The organism is Myxococcus sp. XM-1-1-1 (genome assembly GCF_020037095.1).
GTDB lineage: Bacteria > Myxococcota > Myxococcia > Myxococcales > Myxococcaceae > Myxococcus > Myxococcus fulvus.
Genome location: NZ_JAIQDH010000008.1, coordinates 238839 through 253441 on the forward strand (window position 1 = coordinate 238839; position 14603 = coordinate 253441).

General features: G+C 71.0%; 14 protein-coding genes. 12 read left to right on the forward strand and 2 right to left on the reverse strand.

Features of this window, described 5'->3' with window-relative positions:
* The first annotated feature begins 39 nt into the window (after positions 1-39).
* The 4 genes from K8640_RS18275 to K8640_RS18290 all read left to right on the forward strand — a co-directional run bounded on the left by K8640_RS18275 (position 40) and on the right by K8640_RS18290 (position 3055).
* Complete coding sequence (locus K8640_RS18275) at positions 40-450, forward strand: SET domain-containing protein-lysine N-methyltransferase (RefSeq protein WP_223748185.1); 411 nt, start codon at positions 40-42, stop codon at positions 448-450.
* A 439-nt stretch (positions 451-889) separates the two neighbouring features.
* Positions 890-1255: a PilZ domain-containing protein gene (locus tag K8640_RS18280; protein WP_223748186.1), complete on the forward strand. Its 366-nt coding sequence runs from the start codon at positions 890-892 to the stop codon at positions 1253-1255.
* Positions 1256-1289: 34 nt separating this feature from the next.
* Positions 1290-1694 (forward strand): cytidine deaminase, encoded by a 405-nt coding sequence (locus tag K8640_RS18285; RefSeq protein WP_223748187.1) that lies wholly within the window; start codon positions 1290-1292, stop codon positions 1692-1694.
* Between the two features lie 17 nt (positions 1695-1711).
* The gene (locus tag K8640_RS18290; RefSeq protein ID WP_223748188.1) at positions 1712-3055 is read left to right on the forward strand and encodes a 5'-deoxyadenosine deaminase; all 1344 of its coding nucleotides are present in this window, start codon (positions 1712-1714) and stop codon (positions 3053-3055) included.
* Between the two features lie 9 nt (positions 3056-3064).
* Here K8640_RS18290 and K8640_RS18295 read toward each other — a convergent pair whose 3' ends face one another.
* Positions 3065-4375, reverse strand: coding sequence for a sensor histidine kinase KdpD (locus K8640_RS18295; RefSeq protein WP_223748189.1), 1311 nt, complete (start codon positions 4373-4375; stop codon positions 3065-3067).
* Positions 4376-4682: 307 nt separating this feature from the next.
* On the opposite strand from K8640_RS18295, the gene K8640_RS18300 reads away from it, so the two are divergent.
* The 3 genes from K8640_RS18300 (at position 4683) to K8640_RS18310 (ending at position 7497) form a co-directional block, all read left to right on the forward strand.
* Complete coding sequence (locus K8640_RS18300; protein WP_141328147.1) at positions 4683-5420, forward strand: PspA/IM30 family protein; 738 nt, start codon at positions 4683-4685, stop codon at positions 5418-5420.
* Between the two features lie 43 nt (positions 5421-5463).
* Complete coding sequence (locus K8640_RS18305; RefSeq protein WP_223748190.1) at positions 5464-6651, forward strand: ABC transporter substrate-binding protein; 1188 nt, start codon at positions 5464-5466, stop codon at positions 6649-6651.
* A gap of 78 nt (positions 6652-6729) precedes the next feature.
* A complete protein-coding gene (locus tag K8640_RS18310; RefSeq protein WP_223748291.1) occupies positions 6730-7497 on the forward strand; it encodes a hypothetical protein in 768 nt (255 codons plus the stop codon).
* A 24-nt stretch (positions 7498-7521) separates the two neighbouring features.
* On the opposite strand, the gene K8640_RS18315 is transcribed toward K8640_RS18310, so the two are convergent.
* A complete protein-coding gene (locus K8640_RS18315; RefSeq protein WP_223748191.1) occupies positions 7522-7782 on the reverse strand; it encodes a hypothetical protein in 261 nt (86 codons plus the stop codon).
* Between the two features lie 397 nt (positions 7783-8179).
* Between K8640_RS18315 and K8640_RS18320 the strand changes: the two genes are divergently transcribed.
* From K8640_RS18320 to K8640_RS18340, 5 genes are all read left to right on the forward strand, one after another.
* Entirely contained in the window at positions 8180-9958 is a 1779-nt protein-coding gene (locus K8640_RS18320) for a hypothetical protein (RefSeq protein WP_223748192.1), read from the forward strand.
* A 151-nt stretch (positions 9959-10109) separates the two neighbouring features.
* A complete protein-coding gene (locus K8640_RS18325) occupies positions 10110-11768 on the forward strand; it encodes a hypothetical protein (protein WP_223748193.1) in 1659 nt (552 codons plus the stop codon).
* Positions 11765-12466: an ABC transporter ATP-binding protein gene (locus tag K8640_RS18330; protein WP_223748194.1), complete on the forward strand. Its 702-nt coding sequence runs from the start codon at positions 11765-11767 to the stop codon at positions 12464-12466. The genes K8640_RS18325 and K8640_RS18330 overlap by 4 nt, the downstream gene beginning before the upstream one ends.
* Entirely contained in the window at positions 12463-13743 is a 1281-nt protein-coding gene (locus K8640_RS18335; RefSeq protein ID WP_223748195.1) for an ABC transporter permease, read from the forward strand. Before K8640_RS18330 ends, K8640_RS18335 begins: the two co-directional genes overlap by 4 nt.
* Positions 13740-14522 carry a hypothetical protein gene (locus K8640_RS18340; protein ID WP_223748196.1) on the forward strand — a complete coding sequence of 261 codons (783 nt, stop codon included), beginning with the start codon at positions 13740-13742 and terminating at the stop codon, positions 14520-14522. The genes K8640_RS18335 and K8640_RS18340 overlap by 4 nt, the downstream gene beginning before the upstream one ends.
* The last annotated feature ends 81 nt before the right edge of the window (positions 14523-14603 follow it).

Consider the following 14603-nt stretch of genomic DNA (forward strand, 5'->3'; position numbering starts at 1 on the left):
GGAAAGAGGCATCTTCGCGCGCGCCAACGGCAGGGGCGCATGAACACGGGCGAAGCGCTGTATCTGCATCCGGGTGTGAAGGTCCGGCCCTGCGAGTGGGGCTACGGCGTCTTCACCGACGAATTCATCAAGGCCGGCGAGCTCATCGAGGAGTGTCGCTATCTCAAGGTGCTGCAGAAGCACACCCGGCACCCGCCGCTCGACGACTACGTCTTCCAGATTCGCTGGAGCGACCGCGAGCAGCAGCCCGCGGGGGACTGGGTCGCGCTCGTGCTGGGCTACGGCATGCTCTACAACCACGCCAAGGAGCCCAGCGCCGCCTACTACCGCGCGGTGGACCGGGACCTCTTCACCTTCTACGCCCTCCGGGACATCCACCCCGGCGAGCAGATCTGCATCAGCTACGGCGAGGAGTGGTGGGACTCCCGGGGCCAGGGGGGCCCTCCCTGAGCGGGCCCGTGGCTTCGACGCGGGGCGCAAGGCGCCTCACTCCCGGTACAAGACATTCTTGGGGCAAACCCGCGTCACCCATGAAAATCGGCGCCTCCCCGGCGGGTGGGCAAGCGTATGATGGGCGGCAGATGGTGCATCAGGAACACGTGACGGACGCGCTGAGGGCCGTTCGCCGGGGGGCCTGGGAGAGGAAGCCACACCCGGGCTTCGACCTCCCCACGGGGCTTTCCCTGGCGCGGCCGGGCGGGCCCGTGACGTGTCCTCGAGCGCGCCGCGTGCCGGGGGCTGCCCCGGCGGGACTTCAACGGATGCCAGCAGTCATGCGAGCGGAGCGGGTGTGGATGCGCACCTTCCGGAGAGGGTGTCTCCGGAGGCGGGCCGTCCCGCGGGCGCTCCCGACGGTGACGCGGGCATGAGTGGCAGGACTGGAACGGCGATGGCCGAGAGGAACGACTCGATGAGCGACAAGGCCGAGGACCGGCGCGACTCCCCCCGGATTCCCATGCGCCTGAAGGTGCGCCGGGCGGGAAGCTCGACGGAGTTCGAGACACGTGAGGGCGACCTGTCCATTGGCGGCTGCGCCTGGAACGGGCCGGGGCTGGAGGCGGGGGCCCAGGTGGAGGTGCGCTTCCAGCTCCCCATCCTCCCCGACGAGGTCGAGGCCCGCGGCGAGGTGCTGCACGTGACGAACGGCCCGCAGGGGCCCGCCGCGCACGTGCGCTTCGTGGACCTGCCGGTGGAGGCGGAGCTGGCCATCGCCCGCCACCTGGATGACCGGCGGCTGGCCGGCGAGCCGGGCTGAGTCCACCCGCGGCACCTTGTTGGAGGAGGGCGACATGGCGGACGAGATTGCCTGGGAGCGGCTGTACGAGGAGGCCACCCGGGTGCGCGAGCGGGCGCACGTGCCGTACTCCCGCTTCCCCGTGGGGGCGGCGGTGCTCTACGCGGACGGCTCCGTGGTGGCGGGCTGCAACGTGGAGAACGCGACCTACGGCCTCACGGTGTGCGCCGAGCGCAACGCCCTGGCCGCGGGCGTGGCCCAGGGGCGCAAGCAGCCGGTGGCGGTGGCCGTGGTGGCCAACCCCGAGGCGCCGGTGCCCCCGTGCGGCATGTGCCGACAGGTGATGGCGGAGTTCGCGGGGCCGAACCTGCCCGTGCGCAGCCGCTCCCCGAACGGGGTCGAGGCGCGCTACACCCTGGGCGAGCTGCTGCCGCACGCCTTCACCAAGGACTTCCTCTAGAGAGAGCGCGAGTACCCGTGGATTTGCTTCTGACCGGCGGTACCGTGGTGACGATGAACCGCGAGCGCGAGGTGCTCGTGGGCGCGGACGTGCTCGTGCAGGACGGGCGCATCGCGAAGGTGGGCCGGGGCCTGAAGGCCCGGGGCACGCGGCGCGTGGTGGACGTGACGGGCAAGGTGGTCCTGCCCGGCCTCATCCATGGCCACCTGCATGCCTGCCAGACGCTGTTCCGCGGCCGCGCGGACGGGCTGGAACTGCTCGACTGGCTCCGCGAGCGCATCTGGCCGTACGAGGCGTCGCATGACGCGGCCTCCATGCGCGCGTCGGCGGACCTGACGTTCGCGGAGCTCATCCGCTCGGGCTCCACGGCGGCGCTCGACATGGGCAGCGTGCACCACTACGACTCGGTCTTCGAGTCCGCGCGGGACTCGGGGTTCCGGCTGGTGGGCGGCAAGGCGATGATGGACGCGGGCGCCAGCGTGCCCGCGGGCCTGCGCGAGTCCACCGCCGACTCGCTCTCCGAGAGCCTGGCGCTCTTGGAGAAGTGGCACGGCACGCACGAGGGACGCCTGCGCTACGCCTTCGCGCCGCGCTTCGTGTTGTCGTGCACGCCGGAGCTGCTGCGGGAGGTGGCCCGGCTGTCGCGCGAGAAGGGCGTGCGCATCCACACGCACGCGAGCGAGAACGCGAAGGAGACGGAGGCGGTGCGCCAGTACACGGGCGGCCGCGACAACGTCGACTTCTTCCACACGGTGGGGCTCACGGGCCGGCACGTGACGCTGGCCCACTGCGTGTGGCTGTCCGCCGAGGAGCAGGAGAGCCTCCGCGAGACGCAGACGGTGGTGTGCCACTGCCCCGGCTCCAACCTGAAGCTGGCGTCAGGCATCGCCAAGGTGCCGGAGCTGCTCGAGGCCGGGGTGTCGGTGGCGCTGGGCGCGGACGGCGCGCCCTGCAACAACACGCTCGACCTGTTCCACGAGATGCGGCTCGCGGCGGTGATGCACAACCCGCGCGTGGGCCCGCTGGCGATGACGCCCATGCGCGTGCTGGAGATGGCCACGCTGCACGGCGCCAGGGCGCTGGGGCTGGAGGACGAGGTGGGCTCGCTCGAGTCCGGCAAGCGCGCGGACATCACCGTCGTGGACCTGGGCGGCCTGCACGCGGGGCCCACGCCGGAGGACGTGCTGGTGCCGCTGGTGCACTCGGCGCGCTCCAGCGACGTCACCCACGTGTTCATCGACGGGCGGCCGGTGCTCAAGGACGGCGTGCTGACCACGCTGGACGCGGCGTCGGTGCTCTCCAGCGCGAAGTCCAACGTGGAGCGCATCCTCAAGCGCAAGAAGCAGCGCGCCCGGGGCTGACGGGCGACGTCAGGCGGGCAGGCGCACCACGAAGGAGGTGGGCCAGCCCGGCGTGTCCTCCACGGCCACCCTGCCGCCGTGGGCCTCGGTGGCCAGCCGCGCGAAGTACAGGCCCAGGCCGTAGCCCCGGCGGCTGTCGCGCTCCGGGGCGCCCTGCACGTACTTGTCGAACAGCTTGTCGCGCAGGTCCGCGGGGATGGGCGGGCCGTCGTTGCGCACCGCCAGCCAGGGGCCGCGTGCGTCCGCTCCACCCTCCAGGCGCACCTTGCCGCCGGTGGGCGCGTAGCGCAGGGCATTGGTGGCCAGGTTCTCCACGACGCGCGTGAGCAGGTCCGCGTCGCCCTGGAGGGCCAGCCCCTCGGGCAGGGTGATGTCCAGGGTGAGCCGGCGCGCGCGGGCCACGCTCTCCAGCGAGCGCCGCACGTCCTCCAGGAGCCGGAGCGCGTCGAGCGGCACCTTGCGCGGCGCCAGCCGCCCCTGCTCCAGCCGGGACACGTCCATCAAGTCGGTGATCATGCGGTCCAGGCGCGCGGTGACGGCCAGTCCCGTGTTCGCGGACTCGTTGAGGGGCCCCTGGGGCAGCTCCTGCTGCATCCACGACAGCGTCATCGTCAGGGCCGACAGCGGCGAGCGCAGGTCATGGACGAGGAACTGCGTGAGCAGCTCCTTGTCTCGCTGGAGCGCGCGCAGTTCGTCGTTCTTCTCGTGCTCCTCGTCGAGCAGCCGGGCGATGAGGGTCCGCGCCTCCTCCACCTCCTGGAAGCGTCGGGCCTCCAGGGCCCGGTCCACCTCCACGCGGGTGAGGGCGCCGGCGAGCACGCGCAGCCGCCCGGTGCCGTAGTGCTTCACCGCGGCCACCATCATCAGCGTGACGACGGCGATGAGCACCGCGCCCCAGCCCACGCCCGCCTCGCGCATCAGCGCGGCCTGGGCCACGGACGACAGCGCGGCGGTGCCGTAGACGACGATGGGGCGCAGGGTGAGCCCGCTGAGCGTCACCACCAGCGCGAAGAGGCCCAGGCTGAAGCCCGCCACGCCCGCGGGGAACGGGGAGATGGGCAGCGCCAGGTGTTGGAGGCCGTACACCAGCGCGACGTCCACCGGGGCCTGCAGCACCCCCAGCCAGCTCGCCTCCGGGCGGTGCCTCACGACGAAGAGCACGGCGGCCACGCCCACGTAGGGCGCGAGCAGCAGCGGGTAGGGCGTCCAGTCCTCTCCACCCGTCAGCCAGAGCGTCGTGGTGACGAGCAGGAAGAGCGACGCGCCCACCAGCCGCACCGCCGCCCCCGTGCCCAGGATGCTCCGGCGTTGGGCATCCACCGCCCTCGCCAGCGATTCGTCATAGGAGGAATGGGGCCAACCCGGGGCGATGTCCACGCGGGGGGAGGTTTTCCCGCTTCGCGTCCGTGGAGCAAGCCCCCCAACCGGGGGAGCCCACCGGATAGCGGCTCGAGGGGCCTCACGCGGGGCTTGCGAGCGGGAAGGCGCGGGTGGACTTGTGGGTGGTCGGCAATCGCCTTAGGTGAGTTCGCGTAGCACTGATCAGAGGGGTGATGTGGCTGCTTGCACGCCCCGGAGTTCGTGTAAGGTGGCTGCAAGTAGGTCTGGACGGAGGTAGACCAGCGATATGTGGGACAGACTCAAGAGGGCGTTGCGCAGCTTCGCGGGCTTCTTCGTCTCCTCCATCGAGGATCCGGAGCTCATCCTCGAGCAGAACATCCGTGACCTGAACGACCAGGTCCCGAAGATGAACGAGTCCATCGCCATGGTTCGGGCGAACGTGACGCTGCTGGAGAAGGAGAACGCCAAGTACAAGGACGACGTGCGCGGGCTGACGGCCAAGGTGAAGGCCGCCATCCAGGCCGGTCGCGACGACCTGGCGGCGCAGTACGCGACGAAGCTCCAGGTGGAGAAGGAAGCGCTGGAGCGCAACGAGGCGCAGCTGAACACCGCGCGCCTGGCGTACGAGAAGGCGCTGAACGTCAAGAAGGCGTTCATGCGGGAGAAGGACCGCAAGACGGCGGAGGCCATGACGGCCATCCGTGACGCGCGGCGCGCCAAGTGGCAGGCCAAGGTGGCCGACACGATGGAGTCCTTCACCGTCGCCGGCATCGACTCGACGCACGACGAGATGCTGCGCAAGGTGGAGGAGCGCACCGCCGTGAACGAGGCGCGCATGCAGATGGCGCTCGAGTCGGTGGACCACCAGTCCGCGCAGATTGAGGAAGAGGCCGAGAAGATCCAGGCCAACGAGCTGGTGAAGCAGTTCAAGATGGAGATGGGGTTGATGGACAGCCCCGCCCCGGTGTCCGACGTGAGCGGGCAGACGGGGAAGACCATCGGCAAGAAGGTCGGCGTCGAGTAGCGTGTCGGCGCATGCAGAAGGGAAGAGCCCCGGACACTGACGGATGAAGCTCCACCGCGGACCAGGTCTCTTCCTCTTCTTGTTCCTGTGTGTGCTGGGCGCGGCCTGGGTGGTCGCGTCCCGCATGGGATATCTGGACACCCTCCAGGCCCGCTTCTTCCCCTCGGTGCGCGAGGCGGTGCGGCTGTCGCCCGGCGACTTCCCCGCGGGCGTGTCCGCGCCGGTGGCGGACGTGGCCTCGGTGCCGCTTCGGCCCGTGCTCATCGGCTTCACGGCGCGCGGCTCGGCGGCGAGCCTGCTGGTGGCGGCCGGCGGGGCGACGACGCTGGACAACCCGGCGGCGCCTCCGGGCGCGGCGCAGGGCGTGCTGAAGACGGCCTATGCGCTGGATGCGCGCGCGGTGCTCTTCGCCCGGGAGGAGGAGCTGCGGCAGGCCCTGGCCATCGGCGCGGAGAACGGCGGCGTGGACATGGGCTTCCTGTCGGTGGACCGGCTGGCGTCTTGGGCGCCGGGCCTGCGGGACGCCGCGCCGCGCACGTTGCTGCTGGTGGGGCGAAGCCGGGGGCAGGAGGCGCTCGCGGCGGTGGGCGTCACGGACCTGGCGAGCCTGCGGGGCAAGCGCGTGGGCGTCTACCCGTTCAGCTCCACGCACTACTTCGCGCTGTGGGTGCTGGCTCGGGCGGGGTTGAGGACGACGGACGTGAAGTGGGTGGACCTGCCGTCCACGCTGGACGCGGGGCGGGCGCTACGCGAGGGCCGCGCGGACGCGGTGGTGGGGCTGTGGGGCGACGTGGAGCTGGCGGCGCGGGACAGGGGTGGGGCGGTGCTGGCGACGACGGCGGACGCGCCGCACCTGGTGGCCACGGTGCTGGTGGCGCGGGGGGACTTCGCGGCGCGCTACCCGGACGCCGTGCGGCGGGTGCTCAGAGGGATGCTGGACGCGGGGCAGGCGGTGCTGAAGGACCCGGCGGCGGGGGCGAGGATGTTGGGGGAGGTGGCGCCGTACCTGGGAGACCCGACGGAGGCCATCCGCAGCGCGCCGCCGGCGACGCTGGCGGACAATCGAGCGTTCTTCGGTCTTTCCGGCGAGGCGCCGGTCACCTATGACGAGCTGTACCAGAGCGCCGCCGCGCTCTTCCAGAAGCTCAAGCAGGGACCACCGGTGCCACTCGCGGAGGATACGAGGGACCTGGGGGCGTTGAAGTACGTGTCGGAGGCGCGCGGTCCCTGAAGCAGCGGCGACCGAGCGACCGGGCAGGGGAGGTCGGACGTGGCGAAGAAGTCTCCGAACTACATCAAGGCCGCATTCATGATGCCCGCCAACCTGATGGGGTTGGGCACGGCGGCGGCGTCCGCGGCGGTGACGGGCGAGCCGTTGCCCGCGCTCATCGCGCTGGGGTTGGAGGGGCTCTACCTGGCGCTCTTCTCGTCGATGCCGCGCTTCCAGCGGGCCATCCGCTCGCGGGAGCCCTCGGACCCGGAGGCGGCGCGCAAGGCGGTGGACTCGCTGCTGGCGGACCTGGCGCCGTCGCAGCGTGAGCACTACCAGCAGCTGGTCGGGCTCAAGGAGAAGATCCTCGCCAACTACCGCAAGCTGCCGGGCGGCAAGGTGCTGGAGTCCGACAGCGAGCCCCGGCTGGATGCGCTCCTGACGTCGTTCCTGCGGCTCATCTCCACGCTGAACCAGTACCGCTCGTACCTGAACAGCTCCGACCGGGGAAACCTGGAGAAGGACGTGCGCGAGCTGGAGGAGGACGTGGCGCGCGAGACGAACCCCCGGTTGAAGGACGTGAAGCAGAACCGGGTGGACATCCTGCGCAAGCGGCTGGCGCGCTTCGAGCAGGCGAGCGAGAGCCGCGAGGTGGTGAGCCACCAGCTGGCCGGCATCGAGGACATGATGCGGCTGACGCACGAGCAGTCCATCGCCATCCGGGACCCGGAGGTGGTCAACCGCCAGCTCACCATGCTGAGCGCGGAGGCCGAGGCCACCGAGGAGTCCGTGCGGCAGATGGAGCAGTTCCTGGAGTTCACCGAGGAGACGCGCGGCCCGCTGCCGCATGGCTCGCGGGTGCGCTGAGCCCGGGCGTCCAGGGGCCTGGCCTCAGTCCTGGTCGGGCCCGGTGCGCCGGCGCGATGACCGCAGTGCCCGGGTTCGTGTGAGGAGCCACCGTGGGGCCTCCTCCAGGAACGTGAAGACGGCGACGAAGACGAAGCCGAGAAGGGGCAACGCGTAGGCGCCCAGCCAGCCTCCCAGCGCGAGCCCGACGAGGCCGAGCAGGGGATGAAGGACCCAGCCCTGCACGGCGCCGATTCCGGCGCCGGCGAGGATGCCGAGGATCACCAACAGCTCGATGAGGGGCATGGGCGGGACGCTCCTGGGAGAGGAGTGCGCTCGCCTGTTCAATCCCCGTGCCCTGGGGGCCGTCGAGGAGGCTCGACCGCGAGCAGGTGCCTGCTCGCGTCAATCTGTCCCGTGCGGGCCCGTGCGGGCTGACGTGAAGGAGCCCCAAACCGCGCCTTCCTCAGGGGCGTCAGGGCCAGGCCCTCTCCAAGATGGGAGGAATTGACCTGTCATTGAGGGTGGATGTGGCCGTTCGCGAGTGAATGGGGTCTGGCAATGAATTGGGTCCCCGTCCGCGGGGATGCGCGGTTCGTCCCAGGGCGTGAAGTGAAGAATTGCGTCTTGGAATGATGGGGTGGTGTCTGTTCTGTGGCAGGATTGAGCGCTGAAGAGTACGGGGCCGGCGAAATGGACTGACATGGATGGCGTTCGTTTGGGCGTCACGCTGGAGGACTCGCGTGTGCGCCGAGGCGTCGAGCCCGGGGTGCTCATCACCTTGGGGAGTGTCGCGCTCGTCATGGCCCTGGCGTTGCCGCGAATCCTCGCGCGCGTCAGGGATAGCGATTTCCTGGAGCTGGCGGCATCCATCCAGGACGACAGCTTCTACTACCTGCTGCCCGCGTATCACTTCAAGACGAAGCTCTTCTTCACCTTCGATGGGCACTCGCCGAGCTATGGCTTCCAGCCGATGTACGAGCTGCTTCTGGCCGGGCTCGCCTTCCTCCACGAAGACTTCGAGTCCTTCTTCCGTGGCGCGATGGCGATGGGCGTGTGGCTGCACGTGCTCACCAGCTTCCTCATTGTGTTGCTGGTGATGCGAGTCGCCGACGCGAAGGCTCCATGGCTGAGGGCCCTGCAGCTCGCGCTGGCGGGCGTGGCGGGGCTCTTCTATTTCACGCGCGGCACCGTGCTGCTCAGCGCGATGACGTGCAAGGAGAACGCGCTGACGGCCCTGGTGTTCGTGGGGTTGCTGCTCGTGGCCACGACGGATGCACGGACCCCCGAGGAGCGCCGCCGGATGTCCGGGGGGGTGGGGCTGGGGCTCTCCGCGCTGCTGCTGTGCCGGATGTTGCCCACGTCGCTGGTCATCGTGGGGCTGGTGGGGTTCGGGGCGCTGCTGCGCTGGCGGCGGCCCTTGGCGTTGCTGGGCGCGTTCACGGTGCCGCTCGTGCTGTGGTTCGGTTATGCCACCCTTGCGTTCGGTCACCCGCTGCCGACCTCGGCGCGCGTGAAGGCCCTCGCTTCCAGCTCCCTGCCCATCACCTGGGACGTGGTGTCCACGGAGGGCTGGGGCTACTTGCAGAGCGCGTTGACCTTCGCGATGGGGATGCCGGGGCGGTTCTACCTGCCGCAGCAGGACGTGGGGCGGATGGTGTTCGGTTCGACTCGGGGCGCGCTCTGGATGACCCTCGCCGTGGCGACGCTCGTGGCGCTCATCCTCGCGGGCCTCTGGCGGAGCCGTCGGGAGCAGAAGGACTTGCAGGACGGTTCGGGCGTCATCGGACTGGTGGCCGCGCTCCTGGTGGGCCTGCTCTTCGCCTACGTGGCGCAGGGCTCGCTCATCGCGACGCGTCGGCCCGGCGAGCTCACGTACTATGTCTGGTATGTCTTCGATGCACCGGTGCTCTTCGCCGTGGCGCTCGGCGTCGCGTGTGTCCGAGGGCTGTCGATGCTGGAAGACGCGCGTGAGTCCTGGCGCGAGAAGGCCCTTCCAGGAAGGCCCGCGACGCTCGCCCTCGGCGTGGTGATGGTGGCGGGGGCGCTGGCGGTCTTCATCGCGCGGGTGCCCCGGGAGTACGGCAAGCTGTCGCGGCTCCAGCCCTTCACGTCCTTCGACCCGGTGTCGCAGTCCTGGCCGCACACGATGATTCGCGCGGGGCTGTGGCTGAAGCAGAACGTCCCGCTCCAGCCTGGAGAGCGGGTGGCCTGCTACAGCTGCGGCTCCCTCGGGATGTTGCTGCCCGAGCACGTGATGAACCTGGATGGCCTCGCGAATGATGACTCGGCGCGCTACCTGCTCGGCGGCTCCACCACCACGCCGTACGTGACGAAGATGCGCCCTCGCTTCTACATCGACGTCCACCCGGTGGACTTCGACGCGGCGGGCATCCAGGTGAAGCCGCTTCACATCCTGCCGTTCGGCTTCAAGCGCAAGCCGGGCTATCTCATCGCGGAGCTGAGCTACCCGTCGCCCTGAGAGGGGCAGCCGACCGGGACCTCGCGGGACAGGGGGCGGCCAGACGTGGGACGTTGGCTGGCCGTCATACGGCCTCCTCGGCCGGGAGCCGGACGTCCGCCCCGCACAGGATTCCATTGACTCTCCGGCCCAGCCGTCCTGTCCTGCCGTCATGTTCCGCCGAGCCTGGTTTCCGACCCTCCTCCTCCTGCTCGCCGTCGCGGGCTGCTCGCGCTGTGGCAAGGACCAGGGCCCCGTCGCCCCGAGTGCCTCTGGCCCGGCGCGCTACCTGCCACGCGACGCGCAGGCGTCCGTCGTCATCCACGACCTCGGCGCGCTCGGAGAGAAGCTCGCGCGCTTCCAGCACCTGAAGGTCGCCTCCTTCGCCGCGCAGTTGCAGAGCTTCTCCTCCGCGGAGGGCTACGTGAACGCGGTGATGCGCCAGATGGGTGTGGACCTGCGCAGCCGCCAGGCCCTGGAGGCCGCCGGGCTCGCCCCGGAGAAGGGCGCCGGCGCCGCGTTCCTCGGTGAGAGCCGCGCCGTCTCCGTCGTCGGCGTCAAGGACGCGCAGAAGCTCGAGGAGACCTTCGCCGGCTTCGCGCGCACCCGCCTGGGCGCCTCCGAGCGGAAGGAGGAAGGCGGCGCGGGCGGCAAGCTCGTCACCTTCAGCCGCCCCGGTTCCGCCACCGCCGCGCTGGGACTCTTCTTCATCGACGGCGGCCAGTTCGCCCTCCTGGGCGTGGGCCCGTCCGTCGCGTCGCTGCGGCCCCTGGCCACGCAGCCCGAGGACAAGTCGCTCACGAAGGAGGCCGTCCTCACCGCGTCCCTCGCGCGGCTGCCCTCCAATCGCGACTTCCACGTGTACCTCCCCGGCGGCGCGGGCCTGCTGGTGCCCGCCGGCACGGTGCAGGGCCTCACGCTCACCGGCCTCGTCGAGGAGCGCGCCCTCACCCTGCACGCCGACGCGCCGTGGCCCGACACCAAGCCGTCGCTCGCGGCGCTGGACCCGGTGAAGGACGCCGTGGACCTGCGCGGCTTTTTGCCCCAGGACAGCTTCCTCGTCGCGCGCTTCCAGGGAGACCCGTCGCACCTGGACGGCGTGTGGCCCTACCTCGTCGGCGACTACCTGACGCGCGCGGTGCAGAAGAGCGGGCTCGACGTGAAGGCGGAGGTGCTCGACAACTTCAAGCCGGGCACGGTGCTGGGCATCTCCCTGTCGCCCAAGGTGCAGCTGGGCTCGGGCATGCCCGCGCTGGACCTGCGCCGCACCAACCCGTTCCGCTTCGTGAACCTCGTCGCCCTGTCGGACCTGGAGAACCCGGAGCGCACGAAGGGCCTGCTGGAGAAGCTGCCCCAGCTCGCCACCGACTTCGGCGCCAAGGTGGAGGCCGCGGACCTCAAGGGCCAGCGCGTCTACCTCACGTCCTACCGAGCGGGGGAGGGCGCCCACTTCGCGCTCGCGCCCAACGGCAAGCTCCTGGTGGCCTCGCCCCAGTCGCAGCTGGAGGCCTCGCTCGCCGCGCTCACCCAGAAGGCCGCGGAGGGCCAGGTGGCCGCGGACCTGAAGGACGTGGGCAAGGACGCCGCCTTCAGCGCGGTGCTCGACTTGCGGCGCCTGTCGGACTCGGTGAAGAACCTTCCCTCGGAGGCGTGGGGCATCGGCGGCTTCGCCATCAAGGCCACCACCGTGCGCTGGCTGGAGGCCACCGACGATTTGCGCGCGGTGACGCTGGCCGTGTCGCGCAAGGAGCGCGCGCTCCAGGCCGAATTGTCCCTGCGCCTCACGCCGACGGCTCCGTCCTCCACCACGACCCAGCCGGCCACTCCGTGATTCAAGCCCGAGACGTCACCAAGGAATACCTCGATGGCGATGGCACCCGGGTGCGGGTGCTCGACGGGATGTCCCTCGACGTGGACGACGGGGACTTCGTCGCGGTGGTGGGCCCGTCCGGCAGCGGCAAGTCCACGCTGCTGCACCTGTTGGGGGGCCTGGACATCGACTACCGGGGCGAGGTGAAGGTGGGCGGCGTGACGCTCAGCGGATTGAAGGACGCCGCGCTCGCGCGCTTCCGCAACACGCACGTGGGCTTCGTCTTCCAGTCCTTCCACCTCATCCCCAACCTCTCCGCGCTGGAGAACGTGCTGCTCCCCTCGTACTTCGGCCCGCGCACGCCCGAGGCCGTCAAGCGCGCGGAGGCGCTGCTGGAGCGCGTGGGCCTGGGCGCGAAGAAGGACCGCGCGCCGGTGCGCCTGTCCGGCGGCGAGCGTCAGCGCGTGGCCATCGCCCGGGCGCTCTACGGCGGCCCGAAGCTGCTGTTGTGCGACGAGCCCACGGGCAACCTGGACGCGGCCACCGGTGACGGCGTCATCCAGTTGTTCCGCGAGCTGCACAAAGAGGGGCTCACCGTGCTGGCCGTCACCCACGAGGACCGGATGAGCGCGGCCGCCCGGCGCGTGCTGCGGCTCAAGGAGGGCAAGCTCGTGGAGGAGCGCGCCACGTCCCAGGTGGCCTCGGGAGGTGTCCCGTGAGGTTGGATGCGCTGTCGCGACTGGTCCGGCTGAGCCTCGCGCGCGAGCGCCGGGGCGCGTTCTTCTCCGCCTTCGGCGTGGCCATGGGCGTGGGCACGCTCGTGTTCTTCATCGGCCTGGGCCTGGGCGTGGGCGCGGTCATCCGCGAGAAGATCTTCCCCACCGACGCGCGGCTGGTGGACGTGGTGCCCTCGTCGGTGTCGCTGGGCTCGCTGCTCGGCGGCGGCAAGCTGGACCGGGAGGCGGTGGAGCGGCTCACCGCGCTGCCCGGCGTGGAGTCCGCGTACCGGAAGATGAACGTGCGCGTGCCCGCGGTGACGCGCTACGACGGCGTCTTCTTCGGCACGAAGCTGCGCATGGGCATGGAGGTGCTGGCCATGGGCGTGGAGCCGGCGCTCGTGAAGGGCGACGTGCAGATGGGCGAGTTCAAGGACCCCGGCGAGGGCCAGCCCATCCCCGCGCTCGTGTCCACGCGCCTGTTGGAGCTGTACAACAAGACCTTCGCCCCCGCGCGCAAGCTGCCGCAGCTGTCCGCGAACATGATTGTCGGCTTCGGCTTCCCGGTGGAGTTCAACCGCTCCTACGTGTCCCAGTCCGCCACCGGCCCCACCACGTCCGCGCAGACGCAGGTGGTGGGCGCGTCCGACCGCGCCATGTTCGCCGGCATCACCATCCCGCTGGAGACGGCGGTGCGCCTCAACCGCGCGGCGGGCGTGGACGCGGACAGCTACTCGGGCGTGACGCTGGTGGCCAAGGACCCGTCCCACGTGCCCGCGCTGGTGGACGCGGTGAAGGGGATGGGGCTGGAAATCGATGACCAGGAGCGGCGCATGGCGGAGAACACCGGCGCCGCGGTGGCGCTCACCACGTCCGCGTTGGCGCTCCTGTCCATCCTCATCTGCTTCCTGGCGGCGGTGAACATCGCCCACGCGCTGTCGGCCTCGGTGCGCGCTCGCGCCAAGGAGATTGGCGTGATGCAGGCGGTGGGCGCGTCGCGCTCGGACATCCGGGCCATCGTGCTGGCCGAGGCCGCCGTGGTGGGGCTGGCCGGGGGCGCCATCGGCACCGGGGTGGCGCTCGCCGCGTCCCTCGCCGTCAACCGGCTCGCCGCCAGCTACCTGCCCAACTTCCCGTACAAGCCGGACAGCTTCTTCTCCTTCCCCTGGCCCGTGGTGCTCGGGGGTGTGGTACTGGGACTCCTGGCCGCGTTGGCGGGGGCCTACTTCCCCAGCCGCCGCGCCGCCGCCACCGACCCCGCACGGACGCTCGCAGGATGACGCTTCCCTCCCGTAAGACGCTGTTGGGCAACCTGCTCAGCCTGGCCGCACTCGGTTGGATCTACGGAGGAGACCTCGCCGACGCCGTGCGGGCCCGGAGCGCGGACGTGTCCGCCCTCATCGAGCTGCCCTCGCCGGTAAGGCCCGCGGTGGTGCTCGGGCTGGCGGCCCTCGCCGTGGGCGTGGCCCTCTTCGGCGGGCTCGCGCGGGGCAGGGCCGACGACTTCAAGGGCTACCGCCTGCTGCCCATCCTCCTGGTGGGCGCGCTCTTCTTCGACCTGATGCTCGCCGAGAGCCGCATCCCCATCGAGCCCACGGACGCGGCCTCCATGGCCCTGCAGCGCTTCCAGAAGCTGGCCCAGGAGCAGTCCACCCAGGACGCCGTCGTGGAGGACCCCCGCGTGCTCCAGACCTTCCTGGAGCAGCTCGGCCGCCCGCCCTACCTGGTGCGGGGGGAGCAGCTCCCCGGGTACACCCTCCAGGTCCGAAAGGACTGCGAGGGCCCGGTACGAGAAGCCCCAGGGGTGCGCCCTGGCACGCTCCTGTATTGCGTGGCCCCCGAGCGCAAGGGCGCGTGGGTGACGCTGGTGGGCCTGGCCGCGGAGACGCGCTTCGGTCCTCCCGAGGTGCTCTCCGTCGGGGGCCAGACGCGCTTCCTGCTCGTGCAGCCCGCCCTGGGCGAGGAGGCCCCCGAGCCGGGCACCGCCTTCCGCGACGCCCAGGCCCCCTCCACGGATGTCGCCGCGGACGCGGGGAGCACCTCCAGTCTCCAACCTTGAGAAAAACGCGCCGCTACGCGCCTGTTGCCTGCTCGCCTGGAGGGCGCGTGGGGAGGTGCCGTGTGGTTGACCCTGCGGACG